At 64.8% G+C, this 15,237-nt stretch carries 16 protein-coding genes; 5 read left to right on the forward strand and 11 right to left on the reverse strand.

The window, feature by feature from the left end; all coding sequences use genetic code 11:
- Positions 1-159 precede the first annotated feature (159 nt).
- The 6 genes from A3CW_RS0139320 to uvrB all read right to left on the reverse strand — a co-directional run bounded on the left by A3CW_RS0139320 (position 160) and on the right by uvrB (position 6,416).
- Positions 160-567 carry a GlcG/HbpS family heme-binding protein gene (locus tag A3CW_RS0139320; protein ID WP_028208428.1) on the reverse strand — a complete coding sequence of 136 codons (408 nt, stop codon included), beginning with the start codon at positions 565-567 and terminating at the stop codon, positions 160-162.
- A gap of 142 nt (positions 568-709) precedes the next feature.
- A complete protein-coding gene (locus tag A3CW_RS0139325) occupies positions 710-2,137 on the reverse strand; it encodes a 4Fe-4S binding protein (protein WP_028208429.1) in 1,428 nt (475 codons plus the stop codon).
- Positions 2,134-2,979, reverse strand: coding sequence for an FTR1 family iron permease (locus A3CW_RS0139330; RefSeq protein ID WP_028208430.1), 846 nt, complete (start codon positions 2,977-2,979; stop codon positions 2,134-2,136). Before A3CW_RS0139330 ends, A3CW_RS0139325 begins: the two co-directional genes overlap by 4 nt.
- A gap of 52 nt (positions 2,980-3,031) precedes the next feature.
- On the reverse strand, positions 3,032-3,385 hold the full coding sequence (locus A3CW_RS0139335; protein WP_028208431.1) for a cupredoxin domain-containing protein: 354 nt from the start codon (positions 3,383-3,385) through the stop codon (positions 3,032-3,034).
- A gap of 82 nt (positions 3,386-3,467) precedes the next feature.
- A complete protein-coding gene (locus A3CW_RS0139340; protein ID WP_028208432.1) occupies positions 3,468-4,016 on the reverse strand; it encodes an iron transporter in 549 nt (182 codons plus the stop codon).
- 318 nt (positions 4,017-4,334) lie between these two features.
- Complete coding sequence (uvrB, locus tag A3CW_RS0139345; protein ID WP_028208433.1) at positions 4,335-6,416, reverse strand: excinuclease ABC subunit UvrB; 2,082 nt, start codon at positions 6,414-6,416, stop codon at positions 4,335-4,337.
- A 336-nt stretch (positions 6,417-6,752) separates the two neighbouring features.
- Here uvrB and A3CW_RS0139350 point away from each other — a divergent pair, with 336 nt between their 5' ends.
- Positions 6,753-7,952 (forward strand): amino acid aminotransferase, encoded by a 1,200-nt coding sequence (locus A3CW_RS0139350; RefSeq protein WP_028208434.1) that lies wholly within the window; start codon positions 6,753-6,755, stop codon positions 7,950-7,952.
- Positions 7,953-8,077: 125 nt separating this feature from the next.
- Here A3CW_RS0139350 and A3CW_RS0139355 read toward each other — a convergent pair whose 3' ends face one another.
- Together A3CW_RS0139355 and A3CW_RS0139360 are read right to left on the reverse strand one after the other, a co-directional pair.
- Positions 8,078-9,343 carry a DUF3734 domain-containing protein gene (locus A3CW_RS0139355; RefSeq protein ID WP_028208435.1) on the reverse strand — a complete coding sequence of 422 codons (1,266 nt, stop codon included), beginning with the start codon at positions 9,341-9,343 and terminating at the stop codon, positions 8,078-8,080.
- 29 nt (positions 9,344-9,372) lie between these two features.
- Positions 9,373-10,176 carry a 3-hydroxybutyrate dehydrogenase gene (locus tag A3CW_RS0139360; protein WP_035515291.1) on the reverse strand — a complete coding sequence of 268 codons (804 nt, stop codon included), beginning with the start codon at positions 10,174-10,176 and terminating at the stop codon, positions 9,373-9,375.
- A 262-nt stretch (positions 10,177-10,438) separates the two neighbouring features.
- Here A3CW_RS0139360 and A3CW_RS0139365 point away from each other — a divergent pair, with 262 nt between their 5' ends.
- Together A3CW_RS0139365 and A3CW_RS0139370 are read left to right on the forward strand one after the other, a co-directional pair.
- Positions 10,439-11,410 carry a potassium channel beta subunit family protein gene (locus A3CW_RS0139365; protein WP_028208437.1) on the forward strand — a complete coding sequence of 324 codons (972 nt, stop codon included), beginning with the start codon at positions 10,439-10,441 and terminating at the stop codon, positions 11,408-11,410.
- Positions 11,411-11,605: 195 nt separating this feature from the next.
- Complete coding sequence (locus tag A3CW_RS0139370) at positions 11,606-12,451, forward strand: 23S rRNA (adenine(2030)-N(6))-methyltransferase RlmJ (RefSeq protein ID WP_028208438.1); 846 nt, start codon at positions 11,606-11,608, stop codon at positions 12,449-12,451.
- A 29-nt stretch (positions 12,452-12,480) separates the two neighbouring features.
- On the opposite strand, the gene A3CW_RS0139375 is transcribed toward A3CW_RS0139370, so the two are convergent.
- The 3 genes from A3CW_RS0139375 to cueR form a co-directional block, all read right to left on the reverse strand.
- Positions 12,481-12,873, reverse strand: a complete 393-nt coding sequence (locus tag A3CW_RS0139375) for a hypothetical protein (RefSeq protein WP_081772025.1) — start codon at positions 12,871-12,873, stop codon at positions 12,481-12,483.
- A 184-nt stretch (positions 12,874-13,057) separates the two neighbouring features.
- Positions 13,058-13,207, reverse strand: a complete 150-nt coding sequence (locus tag A3CW_RS51635; RefSeq protein WP_081772024.1) for a DUF3563 family protein — start codon at positions 13,205-13,207, stop codon at positions 13,058-13,060.
- Positions 13,208-13,504: 297 nt separating this feature from the next.
- Entirely contained in the window at positions 13,505-13,930 is a 426-nt protein-coding gene (gene cueR, locus A3CW_RS0139385; RefSeq protein ID WP_028208440.1) for a Cu(I)-responsive transcriptional regulator, read from the reverse strand.
- Between the two features lie 163 nt (positions 13,931-14,093).
- Here cueR and A3CW_RS0139390 point away from each other — a divergent pair, with 163 nt between their 5' ends.
- Together A3CW_RS0139390 and A3CW_RS0139395 are read left to right on the forward strand one after the other, a co-directional pair.
- Positions 14,094-14,300: a heavy-metal-associated domain-containing protein gene (locus A3CW_RS0139390; protein WP_028208441.1), complete on the forward strand. Its 207-nt coding sequence runs from the start codon at positions 14,094-14,096 to the stop codon at positions 14,298-14,300.
- An 11-nt stretch (positions 14,301-14,311) separates the two neighbouring features.
- Entirely contained in the window at positions 14,312-15,235 is a 924-nt protein-coding gene (locus A3CW_RS0139395; protein WP_028208442.1) for a dTDP-4-dehydrorhamnose reductase family protein, read from the forward strand.
- The last annotated feature ends 2 nt before the right edge of the window (positions 15,236-15,237 follow it).

Genomic DNA, 15,237 nt, shown 5'->3' on the forward strand with positions numbered 1-15,237 from the left:
ATGCAAAGCTCGATCCGGAGTTGGCGCTTTAGCGCTTACTCTGGTCCCATGCAAAGCACGGGGCGGCGCGCGAAGCGTGAGCCGCCCGAGACAAGCGCCGCGGCATCCGTCCGCGGCTTTTGTTTTTTCTGGCGTCGCCAGGCGCGACGATGGATGGGCTTACTCCACTCCGAGCGCCGCTATGCCCGCACGCGCAATCGCGGCATCCTGATCGGACTTCACGCCCGAGACCCCGACCGCGCCAATCACGTCGCCGTTCACGCTCACGGGTACGCCGCCTTCCAGCATGCCGGTGAGCGGCGCACTCAGGAACGCCGTGCGGCCCTGCTTGATCACGTCCTCGTACATCTTGCTCTCGCGGCGGCCCAGCGACGCAGTGCGGGCCTTGGCCACGGCGATCTCCGCGCTGACGGGCGCGGCGCCGTCGAGGCGGCGCAAATACAGCAGATGGCCGCCGTCATCGACGATGGCGATCGTCACGTTCCATTCATTCGAGCGGGCGTGCGCGACGGCTGCGTCGGCTACCCGGGTCACGTCTTCATCGGTCAGTACTGCTCGCGTTCGCATGCGTCTCTCCGAAAAGTCAAAAACCGGGTTTGGCGAAATCGCCAACCCGGTTTTGAGAGTAACACCCAGACTTGTGCCGCGACGCACTGATCCCTCGTATGTCGCCTATATCAGCGGCAGATGAAGAAACGCCGCAGCATGCTCAGCGCACCCAGCCCCAGAACATGAGCCACCACGCGCTGTCCACCACGGCGAGCGCGAGCGCGAAGCCCGCGAGCGCGAGCGCGCGCTGCCAGAACCGCGCGCTGTAGCGCCCCGTTACGCGCCACGCGAGCCAGGCGCTCCAGAGATTCGTGATGACCAGAATCGCAATGCGCACCTCGGCGGCCCAGTCGAGCGGCACGTGCTCCGCACGCAGCAGCGAGAGCGTCGTGGCCGACAGGCCGAGGAACACGCCCGCCCCCGCCAGCGGGATCAGCGACTGCGCGAAGTGATGCACACGCCGCATCTCGAAACGCCCGAGCACGGCAGTCGAGCCCGCGAGGATCGCGAGCAGCACCGTGCCATAGACGAGCCCCGTCGCGACGATATAACCGACGATCATCGCGCCGTCGAGCCACGAGAACACGTCGTTCTGCGCCGGGTAATGCGTGAGCAGGAACCACGGCGCGTTGGTGTCGAGCGGCCAGGTGATGTCGCGGTCGATGAGCCAGCCCGCGAGCCACTGCTTGATGCCGATGAACCACGGCGAGCCGGTCCAGTGGAAAGCGCCGATCGCCACGCCCAGCAGGCCGTAGAGAATCAGCGCCGTGTCCCACGCGCTGGCCTGGCTGTCGCCGAGTTCGACCACTTCTTCCGCCGGCGAGCGCCACGCGAGCGCGATGGCGTCGCGGTGGCCGCTGCAGCGACCGCACATGTGGCACTGCGCCGCGCCCTTCATGTTGCGCAGCGGCACGAGCGGCGCGCAGTTCACGGGAATCACGCGATGCCCGCCGTGCTCGCCGTGTGTGTAGGAGTTGCGCCAGGCGTCTTCGTCGACCTTGTAGCGAAACGGCGCGAGACGCGCCAAAAGCGCAAAAACCCCGTTCACGGGGCAGAGATACTTGCACCAGACACGCTTTTCGCGCCCGTACAGAAAGCCGATCACCATCGCGCCGAGCGTCGATCCGCCCAGCACCAGCAGCACCGCCTTGGGGTACTGGTAGACGCTCACCATCTGTCCGTAGATCGTGGTGAGACCGAAGGCAACGAACGGCCAGCCGCCCCAGCGCATCCAGTGCGGGATGGCGCGACCCCGGCCGAACTTGCTGGCGAACTCGGTGAGCGCGCCTTCGGGGCAGAGCACGCCGCACCACACGCGGCCGAGCATCACCATCGAGAGCAGCACGAACGGCCACCAGATGCCCCAGAACACGAACTGCGCCGCGAGCGTGAGGTTGTTCCACAGGTGCGCCGTGTCGCCGGGCAGCGGCATCGCCGCCGGCACGAGAATCAGGAACGCGTAGACAGCGACCACGACCCACTGCACGGCGCGGATCGCCGCGCCGTGACGTTGCATCCACTGGCCCGCCTGGGCGAGCTTGCCAGGGCGCCCGTTTGCCTGCGTCGGGCGAGCGGATGCACAACTCATGCTGCCTTCCTCTTCGCGACTGCGCCCGCGCGGCCGGTGGCGCGCCGCACGAGGAACCACACCACGAGCCAGTAGACGGCATAGGCGATCAGGTTCATGAGCGCCGGATGCGCGCGGTAGCCCGTGAGCGTCGCGACGAGCGAGCCGAAGGTGCTCGAGTCGTCGAGGAGCGCCGAGGAGTTCCACACCTGGTCGACGATGGTCGGCAGGATTTCCTTGTCGATCAGCTTGTCCACGCCGGTCTGGAACAGGCCCGCGCCGAGGAACAGCAGCATGATCTCGGTGACGCGGAAGAAGTGCCGCCACGAAAAGATCTTGCCGCCCAGCTGCAGGAGATAGAACGTGAGAAACGCAAGCGCGAGGCCGATCAGCACCGCGAAGTACTGACTCGCGTCCACATGGCCCGACTGGCCGAAGCCGAGGCCGTAGAGAAAGATCACCGTCTCGCTGCCCTCACGCGCGATGGCAAGCGCGACGAGAATCGTCACGCCCCACCAGTTCGCGTCGCGCGTGCTCTGTTCCAGCGACTCTTCCATCTCGCGCTTGAGCGTGCGGCCGTGCTGCTTCATCCACAGCACCATCTGCACGATCAGCACGCACGCCACCAGCACCATGCCGGTCTGAAAGTAGTCCTGCGCGTCGCCCGACAGGACTTCGGTAAAGCCGACCAGCGCCGCGCCGAGGCCGATGGCGGCAAGAATGCCGAGCGCCACGCCGCCCCACAGGTACGGCACGCCGCGCCGCGCATCCGCGTCGCCGTTTTTCAGCCACGCATAAAGAATCCCGACGACGAGCAGCGCCTCGACGCTCTCCCGCCATACGATGAACATCACCTGACCCATTCAACACCTCCTGCTACCGGCGCTACGCGCCAGCGGCCTTACTTCTCAATGCTCACTTGGCGACGATCACGCCCTGCGCCTGCTGATGGAAATCGTCGAAAAACTTGTACTCGCCCGGATCGAGCGGGGCGATCACGACGAACGAGTCCGCGCCCGGCGCCAGCACCTTCTCCTTGCGCAGCTGAACGCTCTCGAACTCCGCCGCGCCCTTGCCCGTATTGCGCACCTCGATCTTGATGCGCTTGCCCGCCGGCACTTCGATGCGCGCGGGGTTGAGCTTGCCGTCGGTCATTTCGAGCTTGAACGTGGGCAGATCTTCGGCGTGCGCCGTCATGGCCACGCCCGCCAGCGACACCGCAAAAGACGCGCTGAGCGCGAGCGCCGCAAACTTCCGCATTCCAGTCATTGGTTTTACCTGCTCCTTGCTGCCATTCATGCGGCGGCGCTGCACAAGATGCGCGCCGCCGCCCGAGCTGCCTCGCGACGGCTTAGTAGCCGCCCTTCTTGCCGATGCCCGCGAACGGGAAATCGTATTCCAGCGTGATCGGCTTGAACCACGGACCCACGCCCGTTTCCTTGTCGACGTGACGGCCGAACGCCATGTGCCCCGTCTGCATCGGCGCATCCACGATCAGCTTGAGGTGGTACTTGCCGGGACCGGCCAGCTTCACGTTGTCGCCATAGTGCGGGCCGTCGTTCGCGACCATCGGCATCAGGTCGCCCTTTTGCACATAGCTCGAACCCGGCTTCGTGAGTTCGTAGTGAACCTGCAGATACGGCATCCAGTCGCCTTCGGCGAAGCCGGTCGGGTTGTTCTTGACCGCGTGGATGTCCGATTCGAGGTGAACATCGGAATCCGATGCCTTGCGCATCATGCCTTCCGGCTCCATCGTGATCGGCTGCAGATAGACTGCGCCGATTTCCATGCCGCCCTGGATGGCTTGCTTGCCGATCGGGTATTCAGCCGCATTGGCCGCAAATGCCGCCGTGGCGGCCGCGATGACGGCAGTGCCGCGCAAGAGAGAGTGAATCCGCATCGAAACTCCTGGTTTTTATATGAGGGTTACAACCCACTGAGCCTGCCGCATGCACATGAAAAAGTTAATGCGAACAATTCTCAATAATGGCGGAGTTTAACACTGATGCAGAGGAGGGACAAATTCAGCGCCACGAAAAGCCTCAGTGGAACAGGGTTTTAGCAGCGCTTTGTTAACACAGGCTTAGGGCGCCGTACAGCAAGGTTCCGGGGCCGCAAATGTCCGAAAGCCAATCGAAGGAATTCCGGGATCGAGGCAGGCGCAGAGCGACGTGCATGCCGCCCTGCCAGCCCGGACTCACAGCCGGCTCGAAGCCTGTCAGATCGGATGGTCGCTCACGTTCGCCCCGAACACGCGCCGGCGCAGCACGGCGAGCTGGTCGCGCGTCTGCGCGGCCTTCTCGAATTCGAGGTTCTTCGCGTAGTCCATCATCTGCTTTTCGAGCTTCTTGATTTCCTTGGCGATCTGCTTCTCGGACATATCCTCGAACTTCGCGCGCTCCTGCTCCTCGCGCAGTTCGGCGCGGGCTTCATCGACGTTGTAGACCCCGTCGATGATGTCCTTGATGCGCTTCACGACGCCGCGCGGCACGATGCCGTGCTCTTCGTTGAACATCATCTGCTTGGCGCGGCGGCGCTCGGTTTCGTCGATGGCGCGGCGCATCGAGTCGGTGATGCGGTCGCCGTAGAGGATCGCCTTGCCGTTCACGTTGCGCGCAGCGCGGCCGATCGTCTGGATGAGCGAGCGTTCGGCGCGCAGGAAGCCTTCCTTGTCGGCGTCGAGAATCGCCACGAGCGAGACCTCGGGAATGTCGAGGCCCTCGCGCAGCAGGTTGATGCCCACCAGCACGTCGAACGTGCCCAGACGCAGGTCGCGGATGATCTCCACGCGCTCGACCGTATCGATGTCGCTGTGCAGATAGCGCACCTTCACACCGTGGTCGGCGAGGAACTCGGTGAGCTGCTCGGCCATGCGCTTGGTGAGCGTGGTGACGAGCACGCGCTCGCCCACGGCCACGCGCTCGTTGATCTCGCCGAGCACGTCGTCGACCTGCGTCGATGCGGGCCGCACTTCGATCACCGGGTCGACGAGGCCCGTGGGCCGCACGACCTGCTCGGCGATCTGGCCCGTCACCTTCTTCTCGTAGTCGGCCGGCGTGGCCGAGACGAACACCACCTGGCGCATCTTGCGCTCGAACTCGTTGAACTTGAGCGGCCGGTTATCGAGCGCCGAAGGCAGCCGGAAGCCGTAATCGACGAGATTTTCCTTGCGCGCGCGGTCGCCGTTGTACATGCCGTTGAACTGGCCGATCAGCACGTGCGATTCGTCGAGGAACATCATGGCGTCGGTCGGCAGGTAATCGACGAGCGTGGGCGGCGGCTCGCCGGGCAGCGCGCCCGAAAAGTGCCGCGAGTAGTTCTCGATGCCCTTGCAGAAGCCCAGCTCCTGAAGCATTTCCAGATCGAAGCGCGTGCGCTGCTCGAGGCGCTGCGCCTCCACGAGCTTGCCTTCCGTATGGAAGAACTCGAGGCGGTCGCGCAATTCCGACTTGATGGTTTCGACGGCGCGCAGCACGGTCTCGCGCGGCGTGACGTAGTGCGACGACGGATACACCGTAAAGCGCGGAATCTTCTGGCGCACGCGGCCCGTGAGCGGATCGAAGAGCTGCAGCGTTTCCACTTCGTCGTCGAACAGTTCCACGCGGACAGCCATTTCGGCGTGTTCGGCCGGGAAAATGTCGATGGTGTCGCCGCGCACGCGGAAGGTGCCGCGCTGGAAGTCCTGCTCGTTGCGCGTGTATTGCATGGCGATCAGGCGCGCGATGACGTCGCGCTGGCCGAGCTTGTCGCCGTGGCGCAGCGTGAGAATCATCTGGTGGTATTCGGACGGATTGCCGATACCGTAGATCGCCGAAACCGTCGCGACGATCACCACGTCGCGCCGCTCCATCAGGCTCTTGGTGGCCGAAAGCCGCATCTGCTCGATGTGCTCGTTGATCGACGAATCCTTCTCGATGAAAAGATCGCGCTGCGGCACATAGGCTTCCGGCTGGTAGTAGTCGTAGTACGAGACGAAGTACTCGACAGCGTTGCGCGGAAAAAACTCGCGGAATTCGGCGTAGAGCTGCGCGGCGAGCGTCTTGTTCGGCGCGAACACGATGGTCGGGCGGCCGAGGCGCGCGATGGTGTTCGCCATCGTATAGGTCTTGCCCGAGCCCGTCACGCCGAGCAGCGTCTGGAACGAGAGGCCGTCTTCCACGCCTTCCACGAGCGTTTCGATGGCCGTAGGCTGGTCGCCTGCCGGCAGGTACGGCTGGTAGAGCTGGAACGGCGAGCCTTCGTACTGGACGAATTTCGACTCGTCGAGCGCGGGCGCGTCGGCGACGGTGTGGTCGGACATGGGGGGCATCCTGTGCGCGGAGCAAACAACTATTCTAGCGTCTCGCCGGATCTTGCCGAGGGGCGAGCCTGGGTGGGTCTGGGTGGGTCTGGATGCCAGATGGGGTGCGGCGGGCGGTGCTGCAAGGGCCGCCCGCAGCGGCGACGGTCGACGGGCGGTGAACGCTGCGCAACGACACGCCAGAAATCGCCCAATCGTGCCGGAAATAGCCCTGAAAACGGCGCGGAGAATGGCAAATCCGCGGAAATCCCGCTTGAGGATTCGTTACAATAGCGAGTTCCGTGGCCGATGCAGCATGTGGCCCAACCGATCTTCCTTCACTTTTGCCGAACGATCATGTCCCTCTTTTCCGCTGTCGAACTCGCCCCCCGCGACCCGATCCTGGGTCTGAACGAAGCCTATAACGCCGATGCGCGCGCGACCAAGGTGAACCTCGGCGTGGGCGTGTACACCAACGAGGAAGGCAAGATTCCGCTGCTGCGCGCCGTGCGCGAAGCAGAAAAGGCCCGCGTGGAAGCCGGTCTGCCGCGTGGCTACCTGCCGATCGAAGGTCTCGGCGCCTATGACGCCGCGGTGCAAAAGCTGCTGCTCGGCGACGACTCGCCGCTGATCGTCGCGGGCCGCGTCGTCACGGCGCAGGCGCTGGGCGGCACGGGCGCGCTCAAGATCGGCGCCGACTTCCTCAAGCGCGTGAACCCGAGCGCCAAGGTCGCGATCAGCGACCCGAGCTGGGAAAACCACCGCGCCCTGTTCGAAAGCGCGGGTTTTGAAGTCATCGCGTACCCGTACTACGACGCGCAGACCAACGGCGTGAACTTCGAAGGCATGCTGAGCGCGCTGAACGGCTACGCCGCCGGCACCGTCGTCGTGCTGCACGCGTGCTGCCACAACCCGACCGGCGTGGACCTCACGATCGACCAGTGGAAGCAGGTCATCGAGGTCGTGAAGGCGCGAGGCCTGGTGCCGTTCCTCGACATCGCCTATCAAGGCTTCGGCGACGGCATCGCGGAAGACGGCGAAGTCGTGCGCCTCTTCGCCGCTTCGGAACTCAACGTGTTCGTTTCGTCGTCGTTCTCGAAGTCGTTCTCGCTGTACGGCGAACGCGTGGGCGCGCTGTCGATCCTCACGAGCAGCAAGGAAGAGTCGTCGCGCGTGCTCTCGCAACTCAAGCGCGTGATTCGCACGAACTACTCGAACCCGCCGACGCACGGCGGCTCGGTGGTCGCAGCCGTGCTCGGCTCGGCCGACCTGCGCGCCATGTGGGAAGCGGAACTCGGCGAAATGCGCAACCGCATCCGCGCGATGCGCACGGGCCTCGTCGAGCGCCTCACTGCCGCCGGCGTGGACCGCGACTTCAACTTCATCAACGTGCAGCGCGGCATGTTCTCGTACTCGGGCCTGACCGCTGCACAAGTCGACCGCCTGCGCGATGAGTTCGGCATCTATGCCGTCAGCACGGGCCGCATCTGCGTAGCCGCGCTGAACATGCGCAACCTCGACGTCGTGGCGAGCGCAGTCGCCCAAGTGCTGAAGTAAGATCGTTCGCCAGCAAGACAGGCCGCTGCCAAGCGGCTTGCTGGCGCGATAAAAAAAGGCGTCCGTTCTTTCGAACGGACGCCTTTTTCTTTGGCGAACGCAGCGGAAAACTTGCCGGAGAAGCGTCAGCCGCCGTGGCCTCGCGAATCGCGATGGATATCGTGCGTAACGAAGCCCGAGTCGTTGTCCGGCTTGTCGAGCCAGCCCGGCTGCGCGAGCGAGGCGCGGATGTCCTGCAAGCCGCTAGTCCAATGCTCGTGCATGGTCGAGAGGCCGAACTGGTAGTCCTTGAAGTGGCCCTCGTATTCCTTCTGCCGGTAGATGAGGTGGATCACGTTGTACTTCTTCGAGCACGAAAGCTCGTCCGCCAGCGCGACCCACGGGTCATTGCGATGCTCGGGCGCGACGCGATCGAGGACCTCGCGCAGCACATGCCGGTAACGCTGCGAGCGCTGCAGGATATCGGTCACAAGGCGCGTGCGGCTCGAATACTGAATGTCCTTCACGCGCCCCTGCACGTCGATGAGGTTGTCCGGCACCGGCCCGCGCGCGCTCCAGAGATCGACCTGAAACGCGAGCGTGTCGCGCCGCGGCGTGGTCTGGATCACCTCATAGAGCGGCGTGTTCGACATCAGGCCGCCGTCCCAGTAGTACTCGCCGTCGATCTCCACCGCCGCGAAGCCCGGCGGCAGCGCGCCCGAGGCGATGAAATGCTCGGGACGTAAGGTTGTGGTCTTGTTGTCGAAATAGACGAAGTTGCCGCTGCCCACGTTGACCGCGCCCACCGACACGCGCGTTTCGCCCGAATTGATGCGCTCGAAGTCGCACAAGCGTTCCAGCGTGGCCTTGAGCGGCTTCGTGTCGTAGTAGCTGGCCGTTTCGGGCGAACCCGATCCATGGGGCAGCGGCGGCGGAAAGCGCGGCACGAAGAAGCCCTTCTGCCCTTCTACGATCGCGCCTGCCGCCTGCATGGTCGTGAAGGTCTTGCGCACGGCGGCATTCGAATTGAAAAGCGCATGCTCGACGAACGGCGGCAACGGGAAACTGAAGGCCGGCTGGCAGATCGTCTCCCAGAACTCGCGCAGCCGCGCCACGCGATGTTCGGGCGCATTGCCCGCGATGATGGCCGTATTGAGCGCGCCGATCGAGATACCCGCGATCCAGTTGGGCGCGACGCCGGCCTCGACGAGCCCTTCATACACGCCCGCCTGATACGCGCCGAGCGCACCGCCCCCCTGCAGCGTGAGCGCGACGGTTTCCCACTCTTTGGCTTCCGCGCCGCAGTGCGAAATATGCGGCTGCGGTGCGTCGCCGACACGCGCGCCGGTATGCGCGCCGACCTCGTCGTCGACTGCGCTCGACTGGACCTGCCCCTTCTTGCGTTGCGCCATTGCCGCGCCTCCTCGCCCCAATGCCTGCGTTATTGCATGAACCAGCCGTGGCTCACCACGAAGGACTGGCCCGTAAACGCTGCGCTCGGGAACGCCGAGAGGAACAGCACGGTTTGCGCGACGTCCTCGACGGTCGTGAAAATGCCGTCCACCGTGCCGCCGAGCATCACGTGCTTGACCACTTCTTCCTCGGAGATGCCGAGTTCCTTCGCCTGCTCGGGAATCTGCTTTTCCACGAGCGGCGTGCGCACGAAGCCCGGACACACCACGTGCGAGCGCACGTTGTGCTTGCCGCCTTCCTTGGCGAGCACGCGCGCGAGACCGAGCAGCGCGTGCTTGGCCGCGACATAGGCCGACTTGAGCGGCGACGCTTCGTGCGAGTGCACCGAACCCATGTAGATCACGACGCCGCCGCGGTCGTCCTTGTACATGTGCTTGAGCACCGCTTTGGTGGTGAGGAACGCGCCGTCCACGTGGATGGCCTGCATCTTCTTCCAGTCGGAGAACGCGTAGTTCTCGATCGGGTTCACGATCTGGATGCCGGCGTTCGAGATCAGGATATCCACCGGGCCGAGTTCGGCCCCAACGCGGTCGATGCCCTGATTCACCGCATCTTCATTGGTGACGTCCATGGCGACGCCGATGGCCTTGCCGCCTGCGCCCTTGATCTCTTCGGCCACGGCGTCCGCGCCGCTCTGGTTCAGGTCGGCGATGGCGACAGCGGCGCCCGCCTGCGCGAGCGTGAGGGCGATCTGCTTGCCAATGCCGCTGGCCGCGCCGGTAACGACGGCAACCTTGCCATCGAGTTTCGTGTTCAGGGAGAGAGACGACATCGGGCACCTCCAGGTGAGTGAACGGGACAGGATGAAACCTCGGAGCGCGCGCCGTCAAACCTGACGAATGGCTTATGCCATCCGGCCGGATGTTGCGTCGCGGCCAACCAGGCTATTGTGCATGAAGGCGCCTCGTCGAAGCATCGAGCACGACAGGCAAAAGAGATTTTCGCCGCACTGCAAGGCACGGCGCGCGCGGCACAAGCCGTTCAGCAGCAACGGCCAAGTCGTGCTAGCTTAATCGGCTCACAAGGAGGCGTTAATGAACTATCGGCGACTGGGCCGCTCAGGCCTGCAGGTAAGCGAACTGTCCATCGGCTCGTGGGTCACCTACGGCAACCAGGTCGACGCCAGGCTCGCGCGCGAATCGCTCGCGGCGGCGCGCGACGCGGGCATCAACTTCTTCGACAACGCCGAGGCCTACGCCGGCGGCAAGTCGGAAGAGCTCATGGGCCAGGCGCTCAAGGAGCTCGCGTGGCCGCGCGTGAGCTATGTGGTCTCGACCAAGTTCTACTGGGGCTTGAACGAAGCGCCCAACCAGTACCACACGCTCAACCGCAAATACCTCATGGACGCCATCGACGGCTCGCTCAAGCGGCTGCAGCTCGATTACGTCGATCTCGTGTTCTGCCACCGCCCCGACCCGAACACGCCGGTCGAGGAAACCGTCTGGGCGATGAGCGACATGATCACGCGCGGCAAGGCGCTCTACTGGGGCACCTCGGAGTGGAGCGCCGACGAAATCCGCGCCGCGTGGGAAATCGCCGAGCGCCATCACCTGCACAAGCCGGCCATGGAGCAGCCGCAATACAACCTGTTCCACCGCACGCGCGTGGAAGACGAATACCGTCGGCTCTACGAGGACATCGGCCTCGGCCTCACCACGTGGAGCCCGCTCGCCTCGGGTCTGCTCACCGGCAAGTACCGCGGCGGCGTGCCGTCGGGCAGCCGCGCGGAACTGCAGGGCTACGACTGGCTGCGCAAGAACGTCACCGACCCCGACAAGAACGAGATCGTCGGCAAGCTCGCCGAATTCGCGAAACAACTCGACTGTTCGGTGGGGCAACTCGCCCTCGCGTGGATCCTGAAGAATCCGCGCGTGAGCACCGTCATCACCGGGGCCTCGCGCATCGAGCAGATCGGCGAAAACATGAAAGCGCGCGACGTGGCGGAAAAGATCACGCCGGACATCAAGGCGCAGATCGAGGCGATCGTCGGCGACGCTTACGACTGACGTAGCGCGCATGCCCGGAAGGCGCGGCGCGGCCGAAACCGTGGGGTGGGCTCGCGCGTCGGCGTAGCCGGCCGGGCGGCGTACTGCGGATCACGTATTGCGGTGGCGTACAATACGCGGCCTCGCAGGCGCCGCAGTCATCGCGCCGCCGCTGCCGTCTTCCCCGTTCTCACCGGACCTCGTGTCCCGCCCATCATGCTGAGCTACCGTCACGCCTTCCACGCCGGCAATCATGCCGATGTCCTGAAACACGCCGTCGTCGTGCAACTGCTGCATTACCTCAGCAAGAAGGACAAGGCGTACTGGTACATCGACACCCACGCGGGCGCCGGCGCCTATGCATTGCGCGAAGGCTACGCGACGAAAAACGCCGAGTTCGACACCGGCATCGGCAAGCTGTGGGGCCGCGACGACCTGCCTGCGGCGCTCGCCGACTACGTCGACGAAGTGGCGGCGCTGAACCCCGACGGTGAGTTGCGCTTCTACCCCGGCTCGCCCTATCTGGCCTGGCGTCTCATGCGCGAGCAGGATCGCATGCGGCTGTTCGAATTGCACAGCACGGAAATCGACGTGCTGCGCCACCGCTTCCACGACGCGGGCCGCCGCGTGATGATCTACGCAGGCGACGGCTTCGACGGCATCAAGCCGCTCCTGCCCCCGCCGCCGCGCCGGGCGCTCGTGCTGATCGACCCGTCTTTCGAGGACAAGCGCGACTACTCGCGCACGCTTACGTGCGTCGAGGAAAGCCTCAAGCGCTTCGCGAACGGCACCTATGCGGTCTGGTATCCGCAGGTCACGCGTCCCGAATCGCAGCGCTTCCCGGAGCAACTCAAGCGCCTGCAGAACAAGAACTGGCTGCACCTCACGCTTTCGGTAAGCAACCCGCCCGAAGACGGCTTCGGCCTTTACGGCAGCGGCATGTTCATCCTGAACCCGCCCTACACGCTCGAAGCGGCGATGAAAGAAGCGCTGCCGTGGCTCGTGAAAACGCTCGGGCAGGACGCCGGCGCGCAATTCAAGATCGAGTCGCGCGGCGACTGAGCCGCTGACTCAACTCCGCGCGTGCGGCGTCACTGCCCAGAAGGTAGCGGCTGGGGAAGCGGCGGCGTTGGACGATGCGGGGGACGCGGCGGGCGCGGTGGCGGAGTCGGCCGCCCGCCGCCCTGCTGCACTTCCACGTACGGCGCGACGACGTAGGGCTGCGACGAATCCGGCGCGAGACCCGCCGGTTGCACCGCCTGAACCATCGGCTCGTGCGAGAGCGGCGCGTTTTGCAGCACCAGCCCCGGTTGGCCGTCGCTGATCCCTCTTTGTGTATCCAGAATGAGCGGCTGCCCGGCATGCGCGCCGGCGCTGGCGCACGCCATGACAACGACGATCAGGCCCGCACGCGTAACAGAAAAACGACGCAACGCGCGGCGAGGCAACACGGACGTGCGGTGGGAAATGCGGTCTTGCACCATGAACGGCCCCCGGAGAGAAAGCGACACCATTGCTATGACGGCTCGTCGCAAAAAAGACTTTACCTTACCCCGGTGGGAAGGCTCAGACTCTGTTCCATCGGCGGTGCAGAAATGACAAAGCCCCGCCAATGCGGGGCTTGAGATGGTGCTGCTCCAACCGGACTGAAGCCCGGTTGAAACTGGCTTACAGCGAGTTGTAGCCGTTCGATTCGATCGTACGAATGCGCTGCTCGAGCTGCACCATATCGGCGGACGATGCGAGATACGCTTCGCGACGACGACGTTCGGCAGTTTCAAACCAGTTGCTCAGCTTTTCAAGAAGGAATGCAAACATGATGGTGTGCTCCAAGGATTCGGTTCGGCGATCCCCGGTGAATTCGCATCAGGGATAACCCTCATTAGGGATAACCCGCATTATAACGGTTGCACCGAACTTTGCTAGTGAATTGCCCGAATACTGTGCATTCCAATTTGGAATGACGTTGGAATACGAATCGGCAACATCATGTTTTATCGACACATTTCCCACCGACTTCGCGGGCGCTTAGCCGCAATCACGCCAAATTGCACTAATACGGTGCACGCAGCCAATGCGGTTGCGTCAATTTGCCCGCCGCGGTTGCACCTGCATTCAGTGGACGTGGCCCGCCTCGTGGCAGTCTGTCGTGGCGACGTCGGCAAGCCGCTCGATGATCGGGCAGTCGGGCCGGTCATTGCCCTGGCAGTGCGAAGCCAGGTGGGCGAGCGTGTCGCGCATCTGAGAGAGTTCGGCGATGCGCTGGTCGAGTTCGGCGACATGTTCGAGCGCGATCGACTTGACCTCGGCGCTCGCGCGGGAGCGGTCGTGCCAGAGCGCCAGCAGGCGCCGGATGTCCTCCACCAGAAAGCCAAGCCGGCGCGCCTGGCGGATGAAGCGCAGCGAATGCACTTCCTCCGTGCCATAGACCCGGTAGCCGGACTCCGTGCGCCCTTTGGGCGCCAGCAGCCCGACGCTTTCGTAGTACCGGATCATTTTTGCCGTGACGCCCGATTCACGCGCCGCTTCGCCGATGTTCACGCCGTTCTCCCGCTGTCTGGTCAATCGTTTGGTCGATGGTTTGATCGTACACCTTCCCATGATGGGAAGGTCCAGCGCGACAAGCGGTCCCCGCTGGCATAATCCGCCGGCGGCCTCATATCGAGTAGTAACAAGCCTCAATCTCTGAAAAAAGGAACACACGATGATCCAGTTCAACGTCGAAGGCATGAGCTGCCAGCACTGCGTAGGCGCCGTCACGCGCGCGATCCACGAACACGACGCGCAAGCCAGGGTCGAGATCGATCTGGCTGCCGGCCGCGTGAAGGTCGAATCGAGCCAGAGCGCCGAAATCCTGAAGTCGGCGATCGACGAAGCCGGCTACACCGTCGTCGGCACGGCCAGCGTCTGACGGGCCGAGCCATGTTCAAGGTTGCCGTGATCGGCGCGTCTGGCCTGCTCGGGCGCGCCGTGGTGCGCGAACTCGCCGCCGTGACCACCTGGCAAGTCGTGCCGACCGCGTTCCGTCACGGCGGCCCGCAGCAGACTGTGCTCGACGTGCGCGACGCGCAGGCCGTGAACGCCTTCGTCGAGCGCGAGGCGCCCGACGCGATCGTGCTGGCCGCCGCCGAGCGCCGCCCCGACGTGTGCGAGCACGATCCGGCGGCGGCGCGCGCGCTCAACGTCGATGCGGTGCGCAGCGTCGCCGCGGCGGCGCGGCAGCGCGGCGCGTGGGTGCTATCGATCTCCACCGATTACGTGTTCGACGGCACGCAGCCGCCCTACCGCGTCGACGACACGCCGAATCCGCTCAACGCCTACGGCCACAGCAAGCTCGAAGGCGAGCGGGCCTTGCTCGAAACCAGCGACAACGCCCTCGTGCTGCGCCTGCCCTTGCTATACGGGCCGATCGTCGGCTGGAACGAATCCGCGGTCACGAGTCTCGTGCCGGCCATCGTCGCTTCGGGAAAGCCCGGGGCGCAGGCGGCATCGATGGACGCGTGGGCCACGCGCTACCCCACTTTCACGCCCGACGTGGCGTTCGTGATCCGCGAACTGTTGCTGCGCTGCGCAGACGGCAAGCCCGTGCGCGGGGTCGCGCAGTGGTCCGGCGACGAGCCGATGACGAAGTACGACATCGCCCAACGCATCGCCCAGGCCCTTGGCGTAGAGGCGCGTCTGCTCGCACAGCCGACGCCCACCGACGCCACGCCGCGCCCGCGCGACTGTCATCTCGATTCGAGCCGCCTCGAAACACTGGGGATGGGCCGCCGCACGCCGTTCGACGTGGCGATTCGCGCCGTGCTCGACGCTTTCATGAGAGACGGCGAGCCGCGCAACGCATAGCG

The organism is Paraburkholderia nodosa DSM 21604, from assembly GCF_000519185.1.
Classification (GTDB): Bacteria; Pseudomonadota; Gammaproteobacteria; order Burkholderiales; family Burkholderiaceae; genus Paraburkholderia; species Paraburkholderia nodosa.

Bases quoted from the DNA above. Each gene is read 5' to 3' on its own strand.
- A3CW_RS0139390 (WP_028208441.1), top strand. From the start codon at position 14,094: ATGATCCAGTTCAACGTCGAAGGCATGAGCTGCCAGCACTGCGTAGGC.
- A3CW_RS0139395 (WP_028208442.1), top strand. From the start codon at position 14,312: ATGTTCAAGGTTGCCGTGATCGGCGCGTCTGGCCTGCTCGGGCGCGCC.
- A3CW_RS0139365 (WP_028208437.1), top strand. From the start codon at position 10,439: ATGAACTATCGGCGACTGGGCCGCTCAGGCCTGCAGGTAAGCGAACTG.
- A3CW_RS0139330 (WP_028208430.1), bottom strand. From the start codon at position 2,979: ATGGGTCAGGTGATGTTCATCGTATGGCGGGAGAGCGTCGAGGCGCTG.
- A3CW_RS0139340 (WP_028208432.1), bottom strand. From the start codon at position 4,016: ATGCGGATTCACTCTCTCTTGCGCGGCACTGCCGTCATCGCGGCCGCC.
- A3CW_RS0139375 (WP_081772025.1), bottom strand. From the start codon at position 12,873: ATGGTGCAAGACCGCATTTCCCACCGCACGTCCGTGTTGCCTCGCCGC.
- A3CW_RS0139320 (WP_028208428.1), bottom strand. From the start codon at position 567: ATGCGAACGCGAGCAGTACTGACCGATGAAGACGTGACCCGGGTAGCC.
- A3CW_RS0139370 (WP_028208438.1), top strand. From the start codon at position 11,606: ATGCTGAGCTACCGTCACGCCTTCCACGCCGGCAATCATGCCGATGTC.
- A3CW_RS0139325 (WP_028208429.1), bottom strand. From the start codon at position 2,137: ATGAGTTGTGCATCCGCTCGCCCGACGCAGGCAAACGGGCGCCCTGGC.
- A3CW_RS51635 (WP_081772024.1), bottom strand. From the start codon at position 13,207: ATGTTTGCATTCCTTCTTGAAAAGCTGAGCAACTGGTTTGAAACTGCC.
- A3CW_RS0139360 (WP_035515291.1), bottom strand. From the start codon at position 10,176: ATGTCGTCTCTCTCCCTGAACACGAAACTCGATGGCAAGGTTGCCGTC.
- uvrB (WP_028208433.1), bottom strand. From the start codon at position 6,416: ATGTCCGACCACACCGTCGCCGACGCGCCCGCGCTCGACGAGTCGAAA.
- A3CW_RS0139355 (WP_028208435.1), bottom strand. From the start codon at position 9,343: ATGGCGCAACGCAAGAAGGGGCAGGTCCAGTCGAGCGCAGTCGACGAC.
- A3CW_RS0139335 (WP_028208431.1), bottom strand. From the start codon at position 3,385: ATGACTGGAATGCGGAAGTTTGCGGCGCTCGCGCTCAGCGCGTCTTTT.
- A3CW_RS0139350 (WP_028208434.1), top strand. From the start codon at position 6,753: ATGTCCCTCTTTTCCGCTGTCGAACTCGCCCCCCGCGACCCGATCCTG.